The organism is uncultured Sphaerochaeta sp. (genome assembly GCF_963676625.2).
Lineage (GTDB): Bacteria > Spirochaetota > Spirochaetia > Sphaerochaetales > Sphaerochaetaceae > Sphaerochaeta.
The window spans coordinates 61,974-77,090 of sequence record NZ_CAXXYB010000009.1 but is presented as its reverse complement, the minus strand read 5'-3'; the positions used below and the strand labels follow the sequence as shown (position 1 = coordinate 77,090).

Below are 15,117 nucleotides of genomic sequence, written 5' to 3'. Positions count from 1 at the left end.
TTCAGAGGATAGATATCCTCACCGCAGTTTCAACTTGCAAAGTATAGCTGGCTTCTCCATCAAATACCATTTTGAGGCCAACATCAAAGGCGTAAGGTTTTATATTAATTACACTGGTTGCTAAAATTTCGACATTGCGTAATGTAACCAGACCAGCAAAAAAACCTTCTCCAGTACTTGTAGGATAAAGCTTTTCATAACTCAAGTCCAGCGAAACAATATTGAATAACCGTTTGTCTATCCTTGCATTTGCATAAAAACGATAATTTGAGTACGTTCCCTCGGAATAATCACTTCTCAATCTAGCTGAGAAATAAGCTCCCTTGCTGGCAAAATTAATTGCAAGTTGAGCGTCAATTCGCTCAGTACCTAAGGCAACGATACTATCAGACAACTCTGCATAGGTTTTTTCCTCGAATCCAGAATCAAAATAATCTGCATAATAAACTCCGGAATGAGGAACTGTAATACTGGTATTGAAGATGAACAGACTCTTCCAATGGCCCCATACCCCATAACGGGTTGCTATCCCAGGCTGAGAAACCAGACTGTCGGGGCTCTGAAAAAGAACATCCGTGAAAAAAACCATCTTCAAGGCATCCCTTGAAAGGAGGGGTAATCCGAAATCAATGCTTATGAGTTTGCGATTTTCTGATACCAGGTCATCTGCTTCGCTGGAAGCAGCAATATACGTACTGGTAGGATTTTCTGCATAGGAGATTCCTGTCTCGATCTCCGATAAGAATCCCTGCTTGTAATATGTATAAAAGGGACGTGAATAGACTCTCCAGGCAAGTAAGGTAGGGTCAAAGGCATCATTGGTAAGAAATTCAAAGCCAGCATAAGGAATGCCTAACAAAGTTCCGTCAATCATGATATCCAAACCAGGTTTTGCAGTACGGATGGAAACCGAGGTATCGAAGAAACCATTGATCAGGGCTCCGTCCCCAATGGTGATTCCTGAAAGCTTTCCATATTTAAGATAAAGTTTATCGTAACGTTGTCCCAATTGGGCATATTGGACAAAAGAGCTATATTGCTTAAGTACAGAAGTTATATAGGCCCCATTGGTTTGGCCTTCTTCTTTTGCTGGAGGTGCCCAACCACTGAAATCAAAATTCAAATCAATGGGATCGGTTTCATACGTTCCCTTTATCTTGAGATTGAATTGAATGGCGAAGGACCCAATTGTTATTTCAGGAGTCAGGGCAAGACTGAACGTACCATCAGACGTGGCAGATCCCTCAATAATGCTTGAGAGTGAATTTTGCAAGCCTAAATCACCTAGATCTATATTGCTTGAGGCTTGGATCGTAAAACTTGCCAAGCCGAATATGATTATGAGGACAAGCGAAAAACGTTTAATCAAGTACGTGTCCTCCTAAATTGGTTTGATTCTTGCATTTCACCACAAAAATGTAAACCAAAATAATCCGATTATAGTTACAATGGCGAGGTAAAAGAGTGCGCATTGAAGATATGTTCCCTGGTTAGTTTGTCTATGTGTGACAATTCTGAGATTATTGGCTTGAGTTTGGAACGAATGTTGGTTTGGTCGTACGGGCAAACAGGCTTCACGACAGGTAAATCATATATCTCTCCAAGTCTTTTGGTCACACTTTCATGGATTTCAATCATTGGTCTGATGATGTGTATCTTTCCTTCAAAAAATGGTTGGACAGGAAGCATGGTGGCAAACTTTGCCCTAAAACAAAGGTTCATCAGTGTAGTTTCTACAAGGTCATCCAGGTGGTGTCCCATGGCAACCAGGGAGATGTCATGTTGCTGGCAATATTCAAACATGATTCTTCGTCTGTTCCGGGAGCAAAGGTAGCAGTTGAATTCATCCTTGAAAGAGGGCGGGTACTGGCACTCATCGACAATGGTGAACTGAATATCCAGGGCCTGAAAATAGCTGGCCAGTTTTTCCCTGTACTCTTCAGGGATGGGATGTTCAATCCAGTTGATCATCAATGCCTTCAAGGTATAGGAAACTGGCATCCATTTTCTTCGAAGGGAAAGAGCCAAGGCCAAAGCAAGGGAATCTTTCCCTCCAGAGACCGAAAGCAAGACTGAATCATCTTCCTTGATCATGGAGAAATCGTTGATGGTTTTTCCTGTTTGTTTGATGAAGCGTCTCACCCAAGGGGGTAAGTCTCCATTGATAAGAGTGAGATAGGAAATTTTTTCTTCTTCCATGCCTGTTATGACTCCAATCCCTTAAGCACCGCTTGCCGGTCAATGTATGAGGGTGTGAAGATTCTGGTTTTTCTGAGGCTTTTTGTAAAGACCTTTCCGATATCTGTAGAAAAAAGCGTATCATATTCACCGAAAGGTATGCTTGTGCCATTCTCTTGAATAAGTAAAATATCTGTTTCAAACGAAATAGGTTCAGGAATATCGATGATTACCTCAAATGGTTTCAGCTTGGGATAGGATCCTGTAGCCTTCAATCTTGTATAGAGAGCGTTCTCCATTTCGCCTCTGCCTTGCAATGAACTGGCACAGCTATCAAGGCTGCGATCTTTCTCAAAACTTTCCTCAAAAGTACAAGTAAGGAAATTGTTATCCTGGACTCGTGAAAATAATTCAAAGGGAGCATAGGCAAACTGGGAAGGAAGTGCAAAGAATTGCTCATCATCCAAGATATACAATTGTTCAGGAGATAGTATCGTGTCATCCAAGGCACAAAGAAGAGCCTTCTTGATCATGGCCGTCGCTGCACGGTTGGTCTTGTGCCAATACACATTTTGATACATCAGGTATTTACTGAACAAGATGTGTTCCACTGATCCGGCGCATTGGACCGGTAGTGCAGCTCTGTTGTCATGAAGCAAGAGATTTGCCGTAATGTACGGAACATCCTGATTTCCATAGGGAACCCCGCAGAAGAAAGCGTCACGGTTCAGATAATCCAGCTTGTCAGGGTCAAGGGTTCCTGAAAGAAGGGCACGATATAGCAGTATTTCCTTGTCCTTGCAGAATCTCTTTGTATCGATTATATCTGCGACAGCCTGAGGATTGCATCCAGCATTGACAATTGACGTCCTAAGTATTTCTTCATTTTCAATCAGTTCCGCGGCAAGGGCTTCATGGCTTTTCAAAGGCAATTCCTTCAAGGAATGGGCGAAGGGAAAATGACCGATATCATGAAGTAGGGCAGCACAGAGAAAGGTCCTCATTCCTTCTTCAGTCATCAAAACATCTGAACCAGAGGAGATTGCTTGCTTGAGCAGGGAAACCAGCATGAGATGGCTGACATAGTATACCCCCAGACTATGGTCCAGTCGGGTATGTACGGCTCCAGGATATAAGTGGAAGGCAGGGCCCAGTTGCTTGATCCTTCCTAATTTTTGGACACTGGGTGAAAGATATAGCTGTTTGAAAGGCTTGCTCAGATAAATATCTTTCCACAGGGGATCGCGAATCCTCAGGTCATAGGAGGCAAAAAGGTTCGAAAGAAGCTGACTTTTTTGGCTTTTCATATCTACGATAGTATGTCAGGGTGGGCTTCCCTGTAAAGTAAGGTTTGACAAATTACTTAGTATAGAATACACCCATAGCTATGGATATCAGAAGATTCATTGCAGTTTGCATGTGTATTTTTTCCGTCTCATTGGTAAGTGGTGCTCCGTTGGGCACCCGGCTCTCGGTTACCTATGGTAATCCTCTTTTTCCCGCTGATCCTGTAATTGGGCAGTTGGTTTCACAAAAAAATGGTCAGGTTGAAACTTTGACAGCCCAGGCTCTCAGTGAAAATTGGTCTGTCGATTGGCTTGAGCGATATGTCAGTAAAGATATGCGATATGGGTTTTCGAAATCCTTTAATGATATACTTGCCTCCCTGCTTCCCCAAAAGGGGTTTGTTCTTTCTGCTGCAAAAAAAGAGGAGGATATAATCAGTGTGCCCATCAGGTTGTCAAATACTGATGACTTGGAAATCACCTATGTTACGTTTGTCTGGGAAGTAGTGAAGGATGGCGGATATCAGCTTGTATCATTAAGTCTCGATAAGAAATCATTACCCATTGGTTCAAAAGAATAAATACTATACCGAAAACGGTATAGTAAAATATATTATAAAAGATTTTAAGATGAAGAATCCAAAAAAGAAATTTGTGCACTATTGAGTTTGCAGTTGAAAGAAAAAATCTTTCAGGAATTGCTTTTTCTTTGTTAAGATGCACGATATAAATTTATAGCAAAAATGTAATTGAAAAAAATAATAAAACATTTAATTATATAGAAATATGTAGAAGTGAAAAAATAAAAAACAATACATTTATTTGAGTTTTCAGTGACTCTATGGTATACTTACATATAAGTATTGAGGTAGGCAGATGGGAATAGTTGAGCGCAGAATTCGAGATCGTCAACATAGGGTAATGGAAATTCTTGATGCATCAAAACGAATGTTTCAATCACGGGGATTCATACAGACAACAATGAATGAAATTGCTACGGATTCCGATTTGAGTCGACGTACCTTATATCTTTATTTTCATAATAAAGAAGAGATCCTGCTTACCCTTGCAATACAGACACTTGAACAGTTGTTGAGTGAAACTGAAAAAAATGAACGGCAAGAGACGACGGGCATTAAACGGCTCATCTCCTTAGCCTCGACTTACAGGAATCTGTATCTTGCCGATGCCGGGAACTTTCAATTCATTCCTAACTTTACCAATTGCGTGCGATCGTTGGGTGGTTCCCATCCCATAGTCAAGAAATGTGAGAATCTTACAAATGAGTTGACCGGAAAAGTTACCCAGTATCTTGAGGACGGTATGAAGGACTTAAGTATCAGGCATATTGAGAATTCCAAGAAGACCGCTGCCATTCTCATAACGATGATTCATAGTTTTATTCAGAGTGTTGATACCGATAATGATTTATTGTGCATTGCCTTGCATATTTCGCCGAATGATTTTCTGGATGAGTCATTTTCTTTTATCCAGCATTATCTGGCTGCAACTAATTGAAAGAATTTGATTTTACTGACCAGGATATGGAAAAGCCCCGGAAATAAATACTCCCGGGGCTCTCTTTTGATCCAAAGAGATCTAGAACGTATAGGAAGCAGTGAACTCTATGAAATCATTATGTTCATAGGCTTTGAATTCACCATTATCACTTGAGGTGAACAAGGCACCGCTTGCGATGACCTTGAAACCATCGGCAACTTGGTATTCAACTTTCGGCATCACGATCAAGTCCTCACGTTCAATATTCCAGATAAGGGCAATGGAAGGCTTGAGTTTCTCATGGTTGTAGCTATCGGATAATTGCAAAACCAACTTATCGTTCAAGTACTGCTTATCTGAATTATAATCCACGTCACTGGCAGAGGTGATGGAATCGTTACTTAGGATATAACTGCCTATGAGCTGTGCATTGAGATTCAACTCATTGAAGGGAAGGTTGATATCAAAACCTCCCAACCATTGAATGCTATTGTTATGTACTGAAGGATCTGTACCCTCGGTATCATCGGTCAGATAATACGCCAATTCACCTCGAAGATTGAACATTCCAGCGACTCCTGCACCATCAATGCCGAAGACCTGCAAACGGTCGTAGCTCAAATCCAAATCAGTTATCCCCGTGGAATCGGCAGTATAAGATGCGCAAGGAGTCTTGTAATGGCCAAGATAGTATTCTGTTCCCCAATCCACCGGTCCGTAGGTTCCCGTCAAGCGCAAGCCATATTGGCTATATTCCAAAGTGTTGGTGTCAGGCAATAAAGCAGAAGCACTGCCATAGGTTTCCTTTATAACAGAAGCGGCTGAGGTCCCTGCCAAAACTGCGGCAGATGTTGCTTTGGTAGCATCACCTGTTGCTGCATATACAGTAGCATAAGTGGTTGTATATGCATTGGTATAGGCAGTCTTGGCAAGATTCGTTACATAGGAAGTTCCCAGGTCAGTCAAGTTTTTTGCTGCATAAGGAGTCCAGACACCGCTAGCTGGAATGGTATCGGCAGTCATCGTAGGAGTCCATACTACTTCAAGGCTCATATCGTTGGGCATATTCCAAGTCAAATGCACCATGTTTTCGGCAATTCTTCTATCCAGGTAATCCGGGATAAGAAAATCTGAATAGTCGTTTGCATTGAACAAATCCAATACATGGAGCTTGTCACCCCGTCCCCAGACGATCTTTGATTTTCCTGCCTCAAGAACAAAATTTCCCAGAAATGCTTTATACGTCAATTCATCGATGATATTCGTGGAATCGGTAGTAAAGAGCAATTTCCCCTTCAATTCACTTGCAGTACCCTCATAGGAAAAATCAAGTTTGACTGAGGAAGTGGCATCCATAGCTCGAAAATCAGAGTTGCTGTTCAAGCTATTATCCTCAGCTAACCAAGCACGAGCTGATATCTTTGTTTCCCCACTGAAGGCCAGGGCAGGGGAAGAAGATGAGGATTCAACAGAAGTCGCTGAGTCAAAGAAGGAACCGAAATCATCATCTGCAAAAGCAAGGCTGCCTTGCAGAAGAATGATGCCAACTAGACAAAAAATAAGAGACTTTTTAACATTTTTCATTGTATTTCAGTACCTCTAAAATTAAACTCTGCCAGTCTTGAGAAAACTGGTTGAAAAGAGTTTTTCACTAATCGGATTATCTAATTGCAGTTTGAGAATGGTAAGCTTGGTTGAGTGCCCACTATTCAAATCAACCATGAGGTCAACAAAGGGAATCCAATAACCATCTTGCTGGGCAAGTTTCTCAACAGTCAGGACCTTGCAAGGTTCCTCATGTTTATCGAACATCTCAATCTTTATCGGAACGAAACTTTCTTTCTCAACATAGGAAATACGGTAACTATATTGGGAGGAAGATAGATCGTTGGCGACAGATTTTACCTTATAGCAATCGTAACTACCTACTTTTTCCTCTCCGAGCAATTCGTGATTATCAGCCTCGACTTTTCGAGTTTCCATATCATCATAGGTTGCATCGGTACCCATGAAGGATTTGTCACCTTCAGCGGAGGCAATGCGGCGAGTTGTTCTCAACGCAGGGAGATAAATCCATTTATCATTAGCCCTTCCCTCATTCTCAACCTGAAGGAACCGGGTATCTTTGACAGAGGCGGGACTTCTGAAGACCATGACTGTGGAAGCCAGACCATTTTCTTCCTTTCCCCATTGTTCCATCATTCTGGTTTCTGTAGTCCCGTTTGCATCGATCAAGTCCATCTGTATGGCAGAATGAGTAAAATTAGGTTCTTTTACATCGTAGACTTTTTGCATTATCTGAGTACCTGTCATGGCAAATACCGGTACAGAGATCCCCACAGCCAGGAAAAAAGCAAAAATACATTTTTTCCGATCCTTGAAAATTGTTTTCATAACAACTCCTGAAACAAACTTTTCGTCTGTTCTTCTTTATATATATGGTTCGAATCAGAGGATGCAAATCCCCTGAATTCGATACTTTATTGATTATTTCGACTTCTTTCGGTTGAGCTTTGTCCTAATCGGTCTGGAAATGAATTTTGGCTTGAATACATTGAGCATGGCCGGAAGGATGGTCATTGCGGTAACAGAGCTGGTAAGCATTACCACGGCAACCAGAAGTCCTATATACCGTAAGACAACAAACCTTGAAAGGCAAAGGACCAAGAAGCCAAGACCAACTGAAACTGCATTCACTACAATGGCTTTTCCTGTGGTAGCCAACGTGTTGAGAGTGACTGTATTCAAGTCATCGCAAAGAAGCCGCTCATAATGGTAATCACTCATGAAATGAATCGTATAATCGACACCGATACCAATGGCGATGGATCCAATGAGACTAGTTACCATATCGAGATTGATGCCGGCCAATCCCATGATCCCAAAATTGATGAGAATTGAGAGAATCAAGGGGATGGCACCAATGATTCCTGCTACCGGTGACTTGAAATATAGGGTAAGAATCAAGAATACTGCCAGAATTGCGAGAAGCAGGCTGGTAAGCTGACTTTGGGTAATCATGGAGGTCAGTGAATTTTCCAGTTCGGCAAATCCATAGGCCTTGAGGGTATACCCATGAGGGAAGTGAAGATTTGCATAGTTTTCTGCATCTTTGATGATATCATCGACAACTTTGGTCTTATGGGTTGTCAATTGGATTTGCATACGAGCCTGGGAAGGCTGCATGGCATTGTCAGAGAACTGATCCAATGATCCGGAATAGAGCAAAAGATACTGGGCGATGAGATTCTTGAGTTCCTGCCGATCATTGACAGGATACTTCTCAAGGTCGTACGGAATCTCATCGTAAGCTGCACCATTGTAGTTCAGTTCTTTTTTCATTGCATCCAGGAATTGGTCAACAGTTACTTTGCCGCCACCTGCTTCAGCGAAAGAGCGATCGAAGAGATCCATTACTTGTTGTATGCTGGTTGGACTCTCAAGGTCCATTGAGGAAGCAACAAAGGTATCCTTTTTTGTGGAAGTGGTTTCTTGTGTTTCCTCGGAGAAGAAACTATCTGTTCCACTAGTATCGACAGTGGCTGCACTTTCCTCTGAACCAAAGAAACTATCAACAGTAGAGCTTTGGTCATCCTCAATGTCTTGTGAATCCAGTTCCCCTGAAGCGGTTTCAGAGTGCATTACCTTGTTCATCCTTTTTATGAAATCAGAAAATGAGACAACCTTCCCGATTTGTGGATATTTGTTGGATAGGTATGTTGAAAGATCATCCATGTCCTTGAGGATTTCAGGATTTGTAAGATCTCCGGGATTTTGCCCCTGAATGATGAAACTGAAGCTATTGGTACCGGAAAAATTATCATCAATGAATTTTGCATCGGTACGGATAGGTGAACTTTCCGGGAAATAATTTATAATTGATGATTCTACATTCAATCGCGAAATACCCCAGAAAGAAATCATCAGGATAAGAATGAATAAGATAACAATTCGGCCCTTTCTTTCGGTAAGATAGGAATAGAGGCTTCCAACTGCGGTTTCATGCCAGCGATTTCTTGCAAACAGGGTACTGGAATCATCCTTATCCACTGGTTTGTTATGTTTGGTGATATCTCTGTTTACCTTACCCAAGGGTTTTACCAAAAGAAGGGAAGGTATGAAAAACAAGGAAAGTCCCAATGCAATGGTTACCCCGATTGCACTGAATATGGCAAAGGTTTTCAAGGGTTGAATGGGGCTGGTGATGGTTGAAATAAAACCACCAATAGTAGTAATACCTGCAAGAATAACCGGTACCCGAACCTTTTTCATGGAAGTAAGGACCAGTTCCCTATGACGCTGGAAAGTCAGCGTTGTGGATTCTTTGCGTAAAGCTTCATAGTAGTGGTTCATGACATGAATGCCATAGGCTGAACCGACAGCGATGAGCACTACCGGAAGACAGCTGGATACAACTGTGAAATGCGCTCCCGTCAAGGCCATCAACCCAACAGTCCAGACGGTACTGACGATGACGGTTATGAAAGGCAAGAGCATTCCCTCAAGATTCCTGAATGAAAAAAGCAGGCAGAGCAAGACAACCAGGGAGACCAAAGGGATCAACCCGACCAGATCTGTATTCATGTACTCCTTGGCCTTCTGTGATAGAACAGGATCTCCTGCAAGACGTATTGTCAGATCAGGAATGGAATTGTCAGAAATAATCTTTGTTGTCTCCTGATAAAGCTGATCCATTTCCTCCGGAGTTATATCCTTACTTATCGTAACGATGATCTGGCTGCCTCTCAAATCACTGGACATAATAATCTTGTCATACATTTGTTGCCAGTCGACAATATCTTTTCGTAAAGTACGAAGTTCCTCATCTGTTCCCGCAAAGTCATCAGGAACCAGCGGTCCAACCGACATGCCGCCATCAATACCTGCTATGAAATCGACATTGGTCAAGGATTGTACACTATCAACGTCAGGAAGATTTTCAATTTCCGTAGTCAATTTCTTGATCAGATCAATAGCTTCAGGGGTAAGGATAGTCGTATTGGTAGTATCGATGGCAATATCCATCAATATTTGACTGCCATAGATTGCATCCGATTTCTCCAACAACGCATACGAAGGAAGGTTGTGGGGAACATAATTCTTTATATCATTATCAATAAGTATCCGTGGGATCATGAAACCCATGACTCCTGTTGCAAGCAATACCACGGCAATTACTATCCATGGTTTGCGTGAAGAATGTCCCATATGTCAATGCCTCCAGTGAAATAGTGTGTGTAAACACTTAGTATCATGAGTATAAAATACACACAGTGTGCATTACAAGTAAAGAACAAAAACATTTTCTTTGTGATAAAATTGATGCACGTCAAGTTATTTTATTATTTGATTGGTTTAGGAATGCCTAAATGGTAATGGATATATTTTAGGGGAAGTAATAATTGCTATATATACAAAAAAATATTAGACAATAAAGAGATGTTTTAATTAACGATAAGAATAGGAAAGGAACTGGTTTTGAATCCTGATAGATTCATTTTTTGAAAGGAAATGGAGATAAAGAAAACAAGGATAAAAAATATGAGTCTCTTCAGTTTAGTATAAAATATTTGTAGTATGTAAGGATATTCATAGTTTGGGACAAAGTCAGGGAATTATTTTTTGATTGATCAAGACATAGCTTCCTAGTTCTGGGACTTGAGCAGAAAATTTTTCCACATCGTTATCATTTTCTGGGGTTGGTTTTTTATAATCGTCAAAAAGAAACTGCAGGTCCGTATCGATATCTTTTGTTTCAAAGATAACAGTTTTGGGTTTTGGAATAAAGAATACCTTGCTATGCTCTGCATCGGAAATCTGTGGGCTTGTCCAAAGGGATTGTTCAAGAGACAAGGATGGGGTAGGGGGTGCATGATAACTTCCGCAACCAAAAAATAAAAAGGGGAAGAGAAAAGATAGACAGACAAGATTGTGTAATCTCGTCTTGGTTCTGTCCCTATGGTTTCGTGTGTTTTTCATCCCCAAATGAGCCACTTTGGAATTACCCCTTATAAATAAATCCATTTTGGGAGAAAAAGATTACATTAAAAGGGATGAAAAGGCATTGCCTTTGCCAGTATTGCTGCCTTTAAGGTTTGTTCCTCGGCAAAACGAACCCGAAGGATTCTGAGAGAAGCAATTGAGTTTCCGTTGGTGTCGTATAAACATCCTCGGGAGGCCTCGAAACAGAAATTCTGATAAAGGACTCCATTTCCTTGAGAACTTGTTCATAGGATTGAAGAAAAGACAATGAACCATCCTTTTCCAAAGAGTTCTGCAGTGATGAAGAAAGAATAAGGGCAATGAACTGTATAAAGAGACGACTTTCGAAAATATCAGGATCATGGACTTGCAGATATATACAATCTTCTTCATTTTTGAGGTTGTCGAATTTTCGTTCTATTTCATTGCGGATTTGGTAGGTTTTCAAGATTTTTTCTGGATCTTCTTCGCAATTGGTCTGTACTACCCAAAATCCGGCCTGGGATTGAGAGAATAACTGCAAGGAATGAGGTTTCCTCATGATTTTTCGAGAACCACCAGGATTTTTTCTGACTTCAAAATAGGTTTCATACAGTTGCCGATGTTCTTCGATTGGATGGTTGCTTACCAACTCTTCCTTACAGTTTTCAAGAAGAAACTCCAGGTTGAGTTCTTGCTCTCTTCTCCATTGAGAATCAAAGAACAAATGAATGGTACTGTTGTCAGTAATAGAACGCGTTGTATGGTACTGTATGGTTTTCTCCTTGAAATCAGTCAAGGATTCCTGTTTCTCCAAAACATTACGGAAATTTTTGATAAAGGGACCTGTCCATTTACTCCTTGAAGGAATACCGATCATGAAGCTATATTCATTCTTTATAAGGTAGCCAATGCTTTCCGGGGAATAAAAAATTCTATTCAAAACAAATGAACAATCATCTTTATTTTGCTGTGGAAAATGGTAAAGAGTTGTGTGTGTTTCGTCAAGGTTCATCAAATTACCTCGTAGAAAAATATATCGGAGAGGAATTCCTGAATATTTACTGCTAGTAACTGCCAAATTTATTTGTTCAAGGGCTTCCTTGTCCCTGTTGTTGCCATAGTACAGGAAATGATTATGCCTGGTGTACGATGCAATGCTTGTGATGTCATATACATATTTCTCCTTGTTGCCTTCAAGGATTTTCTCCCATTTTTCAAAGAACATAAGTATTGATTCTTTGGTGATGGTCTGAAGTATGTCCTGTATTTCTGTCATTTTATAAGGATTGGATACCAAGCCATGGCTTTGTAACCATTTCCCTGCATGGTTCAAGGGAGAATTCTCGCAAGTGCAAAAGAAAGCTAGGGCAAGGATTTTACGGTCAAGATTATCCTTGAAAGTACTTTTCAAAATCTTTGGAAGCTTTAGTGTTTTTGCAATTCTTTCCAATAGGATAACCTGTCCAATTCTGGTTATTTCAACAGGAAATTCACCTTGAATTGGGTTTTTTCTGGCTTTGAGGGCAAGGAATTTCTGATTGAAAATCTGTCTTCCTGTTTTGCTGTCAATTTTACCGATACACACCCTTTTATGCCTTGTCTGTTGTTTTTCAGAATCCCAGTAGTATTGGTCGTTATACAGATAGGTGACACCATTTTTTTTATTTTTAATAGGGATTATCTTTGATTTTGAAGGTTTGTTTACCATGTTATAAATTATAACAAAAAATAAGAAAAAAACAATATATAAATATTTATAAAATAAAAAAATATAAACATATTAAAAAGTATTAATAAAAATGTATAATAATATATAAATATATATAAAGCAAGAAATAGGACAACTTACCTTGTATATTATCTATATATAATGTTAAAATACACGTAAGCTACAAAATTAAGGAGTAAATATGAAACACACAAAAAGAACGTGGTTTGTATTGGTGTCGATTATCGTGATGAGCTTTATTTTCGTCCCTATGGTATATGCAAATGGGACACAAGAAACGGAACCCACAACAATATCTTTTGCTGGTTCCGGGGGCTATCCTCCCTTTAACTATCTTACTGACGAAGGAACTGTCGTAGGTTTTGATGTTGATGTTGCCCAGGAGATTGCCAATCGACTTGGAAAGCAAATGGAATACAAGACTACTGCCTGGGATGGCATAATCGAAGGCCTCAGGGCAAAAAGGTATGATGCGATTCTTGGAAGTATGGGAATCACGGAAGCAAGAGAGAAAATTGTTGATTTCTCCATTCCTTATTATTACAGCGGTCCTCAATTGATCGTCAGACGTGACAGTGCCATCAAAGGACCTGAAGATCTGAAAAAAGACTCCAAGGTGGGTGTCGTTACCGGGACCACTTTTGAAGCAGACGCCGAAAAACTCGGAGTTGAAACCAAGCTCTATGAAGATGATACCCAGACTTTGATGGAACTTATGAATGGACGTCTGGATGGGGTCTTGACTGACCGTATCGTAGGTTTGAATGCAATAGGTAAACTCAACGGTGGAGAAGATCTCATGCTTGTCGGTTCAGTATTGCGTTCGGAAAAAATGGGCATTGCCTTCCATGATGGGGACGATACCTTGCGCGAACAAGTAAATACTGCTCTTTGGGCGATGCAAGCAGATGGAACCATGGCCAAGATAAGTGCAAAGTGGTTCAACGGCGAAGATATCTCCCATGAGTAAAAAGGATAGTAGTCGATGAATATTTTCCCTTGGGATTTAAGTGTCATTCCCCAAAAGTTCTTTCTTTTTGCGGGAGCAGCCTCCTATACGCTGGAAATAACTTTTTTTCGGCGTATTGTTTGGGCTGGTAATTGGTTTGTTGGTCGCCTTGGGGCGACTGGCAAAGAACAAAACGGTTTCAAGCATATGTCGTGCATATATATTTTTGATACGTGGAACACCGCTTCTGGTCCAGTTGTTTATCATCTACTACGGGCTGACCTCCATAGTTACCATTGCGCCGATTCCCTCAGCAATCATTGCCCTGGCAATTCATAATGGCGCCTATATAGGGGAAATTTTCCGTGGTTCCATACAATCCATCCATTATGGACAGTTGGAAGCTGCAAAAAGCATTGGCATGACCCATTGGAAGGCGATGGAAAGAATCGTGTTGCCTCAGGCTTTCAAGCGAGCTATTCCTTCCTTGGGCAATCAGTTGATCATTGCACTCAAGGATAGTTCCCTGGCTTCGACAATTGCTGTCCCTGAACTGATGCTCAAAGGACGACAGATGGGGTCTTCGACGTTCATGTACATGGAAATGTTCGTGATTGTAGGAATTTGGTATTTGATTATGACGAGTGTGTTGACATTTGTAATGCATCGAATAGAGACAAAATTGAAGGTGAGTGACCGTGATTGAAAAAAAGAGTATTAAAAAAGTGCCAGTGGAAAATCCGGAAACTGAGAAGCCAATTCTTCGTATTGAGAATCTCAGTAAGAAATACGGTGATCTTCTCGTATTGAAAAATATTTCAATGGAAGTGATGAGAGGAGAGGTCGTCGTAATCATAGGTGCCTCAGGTAGTGGAAAAAGCACCTTGCTTCGTTGTATCAATTTTCTGGAAAAGACCAAGAAAGGAAAGATTTTTCTTGAGGGCAAGCAAATAAAGAACCAGGAAAAACAACTGATTAAGTATAGACAACAACTAGGAATGGTTTTTCAGCATTTTAACTTATTTCCCCATATGACAGTTGCAAGTAACGTCATGGAAGGATTGGTACAAGTGAAAAAAATGGATAAGAAAAAAAGCACGAAAAACTGCAGAAAAATTACTTGACCAAGTTGGCTTGTTGGAAAAAGCGGATGTATATCCAGCTATGTTGTCAGGCGGGCAGAAGCAAAGAGTGGCTATAGCGCGAGCTTTGGCAATGAACCCCAAAATAATGTTATTTGATGAACCCACAAGTGCCTTGGATCCTGAATTGGTCGGAGAAGTACTTGCTGTCATGACTAAACTTGCAAAAGATGGCATGACCATGATAGTCGTGACGCACGAGATGTGGTTTGCCCAGGAAGTGGCAGATCGTGTTATTTTTATGGATGAGGGAATCATCCTTGAGGAAGCGACACCAACAGAGATGTTCACATCTCCCAAGGAAGTCAGGACTCAGGAATTTCTCAAACAAATCCTCACCAGGTAAAAAATCTGGATTGGGGAAGGTGG

At 40.7% G+C, this 15,117-nt stretch carries 12 protein-coding genes and 1 pseudogene; 5 read left to right on the top strand and 8 right to left on the bottom strand.

Going from position 1 to position 15,117, the window contains the following annotated elements; genetic code table 11:
* Nucleotide 1: 1 nt before the first annotated feature.
* The 3 genes from ACHZBG_RS14300 to ACHZBG_RS14290 form a co-directional block, all read right to left on the bottom strand.
* Nucleotides 2-1,369 (bottom strand): hypothetical protein, encoded by a 1,368-nt coding sequence (locus ACHZBG_RS14300; protein ID WP_320130141.1) that lies wholly within the window; start codon nt 1,367-1,369, stop codon nt 2-4.
* 74 nt (nt 1,370-1,443) lie between these two features.
* Nucleotides 1,444-2,199 carry an ATP-binding protein gene (locus ACHZBG_RS14295; RefSeq protein WP_320130140.1) on the bottom strand — a complete coding sequence of 252 codons (756 nt, stop codon included), beginning with the start codon at nt 2,197-2,199 and terminating at the stop codon, nt 1,444-1,446.
* Between the two features lie 5 nt (nt 2,200-2,204).
* Entirely contained in the window at nt 2,205-3,485 is a 1,281-nt protein-coding gene (locus ACHZBG_RS14290; protein ID WP_320130139.1) for an HD domain-containing protein, read from the bottom strand.
* Between the two features lie 80 nt (nt 3,486-3,565).
* Between ACHZBG_RS14290 and ACHZBG_RS14285 the strand changes: the two genes are divergently transcribed.
* Nucleotides 3,566-4,045, top strand: coding sequence for a hypothetical protein (locus ACHZBG_RS14285; protein ID WP_320130138.1), 480 nt, complete (start codon nt 3,566-3,568; stop codon nt 4,043-4,045).
* A 295-nt stretch (nt 4,046-4,340) separates the two neighbouring features.
* Complete coding sequence (locus tag ACHZBG_RS14280) at nt 4,341-4,982, top strand: TetR/AcrR family transcriptional regulator (RefSeq protein WP_394699407.1); 642 nt, start codon at nt 4,341-4,343, stop codon at nt 4,980-4,982.
* Between the two features lie 81 nt (nt 4,983-5,063).
* Here the strand turns inward: ACHZBG_RS14280 and ACHZBG_RS14275 are convergent, their stop codons facing one another.
* From ACHZBG_RS14275 to ACHZBG_RS14255, 5 genes are all read right to left on the bottom strand, one after another.
* Nucleotides 5,064-6,548 carry a hypothetical protein gene (locus ACHZBG_RS14275; RefSeq protein WP_320130136.1) on the bottom strand — a complete coding sequence of 495 codons (1,485 nt, stop codon included), beginning with the start codon at nt 6,546-6,548 and terminating at the stop codon, nt 5,064-5,066.
* Between the two features lie 21 nt (nt 6,549-6,569).
* Complete coding sequence (locus ACHZBG_RS14270; protein WP_320130135.1) at nt 6,570-7,358, bottom strand: outer membrane lipoprotein-sorting protein; 789 nt, start codon at nt 7,356-7,358, stop codon at nt 6,570-6,572.
* Between the two features lie 93 nt (nt 7,359-7,451).
* Nucleotides 7,452-10,172 carry an MMPL family transporter gene (locus ACHZBG_RS14265; protein WP_320130134.1) on the bottom strand — a complete coding sequence of 907 codons (2,721 nt, stop codon included), beginning with the start codon at nt 10,170-10,172 and terminating at the stop codon, nt 7,452-7,454.
* Nucleotides 10,173-10,571: 399 nt separating this feature from the next.
* The gene (locus ACHZBG_RS14260; RefSeq protein WP_320130133.1) at nt 10,572-10,943 is read right to left on the bottom strand and encodes a hypothetical protein; all 372 of its coding nucleotides are present in this window, start codon (nt 10,941-10,943) and stop codon (nt 10,572-10,574) included.
* 109 nt (nt 10,944-11,052) lie between these two features.
* Nucleotides 11,053-12,636 (bottom strand): hypothetical protein, encoded by a 1,584-nt coding sequence (locus ACHZBG_RS14255; protein WP_320130132.1) that lies wholly within the window; start codon nt 12,634-12,636, stop codon nt 11,053-11,055.
* Nucleotides 12,637-12,838: 202 nt separating this feature from the next.
* Here ACHZBG_RS14255 and ACHZBG_RS14250 point away from each other — a divergent pair, with 202 nt between their 5' ends.
* The 3 genes and pseudogenes from ACHZBG_RS14250 (at nt 12,839) to ACHZBG_RS14240 (ending at nt 15,094) form a co-directional block, all read left to right on the top strand.
* A complete protein-coding gene (locus tag ACHZBG_RS14250) occupies nt 12,839-13,627 on the top strand; it encodes an ABC transporter substrate-binding protein (RefSeq protein ID WP_320130131.1) in 789 nt (262 codons plus the stop codon).
* A gap of 115 nt (nt 13,628-13,742) precedes the next feature.
* Nucleotides 13,743-14,312, top strand: coding sequence for an amino acid ABC transporter permease (locus tag ACHZBG_RS14245; protein WP_320130130.1), 570 nt, complete (start codon nt 13,743-13,745; stop codon nt 14,310-14,312).
* 52 nt (nt 14,313-14,364) lie between these two features.
* Nucleotides 14,365-15,094: pseudogene (locus ACHZBG_RS14240) on the top strand (amino acid ABC transporter ATP-binding protein).
* Nucleotides 15,095-15,117 lie beyond the last annotated feature (23 nt).

Coding starts and splice junctions, on each gene's coding strand:
- ACHZBG_RS14295 (WP_320130140.1), bottom strand. CDS start 2,199: ATGGAAGAAGAAAAAATTTCCTATCTCACTCTTATCAATGGAGACTTA.
- ACHZBG_RS14290 (WP_320130139.1), bottom strand. CDS start 3,485: ATGAAAAGCCAAAAAAGTCAGCTTCTTTCGAACCTTTTTGCCTCCTAT.
- ACHZBG_RS14285 (WP_320130138.1), top strand. CDS start 3,566: ATGGATATCAGAAGATTCATTGCAGTTTGCATGTGTATTTTTTCCGTC.
- ACHZBG_RS14280 (WP_394699407.1), top strand. CDS start 4,341: ATGGGAATAGTTGAGCGCAGAATTCGAGATCGTCAACATAGGGTAATG.
- ACHZBG_RS14275 (WP_320130136.1), bottom strand. CDS start 6,548: ATGAAAAATGTTAAAAAGTCTCTTATTTTTTGTCTAGTTGGCATCATT.
- ACHZBG_RS14270 (WP_320130135.1), bottom strand. CDS start 7,358: ATGAAAACAATTTTCAAGGATCGGAAAAAATGTATTTTTGCTTTTTTC.
- ACHZBG_RS14265 (WP_320130134.1), bottom strand. CDS start 10,172: ATGGGACATTCTTCACGCAAACCATGGATAGTAATTGCCGTGGTATTG.
- ACHZBG_RS14260 (WP_320130133.1), bottom strand. CDS start 10,943: ATGAAAAACACACGAAACCATAGGGACAGAACCAAGACGAGATTACAC.
- ACHZBG_RS14255 (WP_320130132.1), bottom strand. CDS start 12,636: ATGGTAAACAAACCTTCAAAATCAAAGATAATCCCTATTAAAAATAAA.
- ACHZBG_RS14250 (WP_320130131.1), top strand. CDS start 12,839: ATGAAACACACAAAAAGAACGTGGTTTGTATTGGTGTCGATTATCGTG.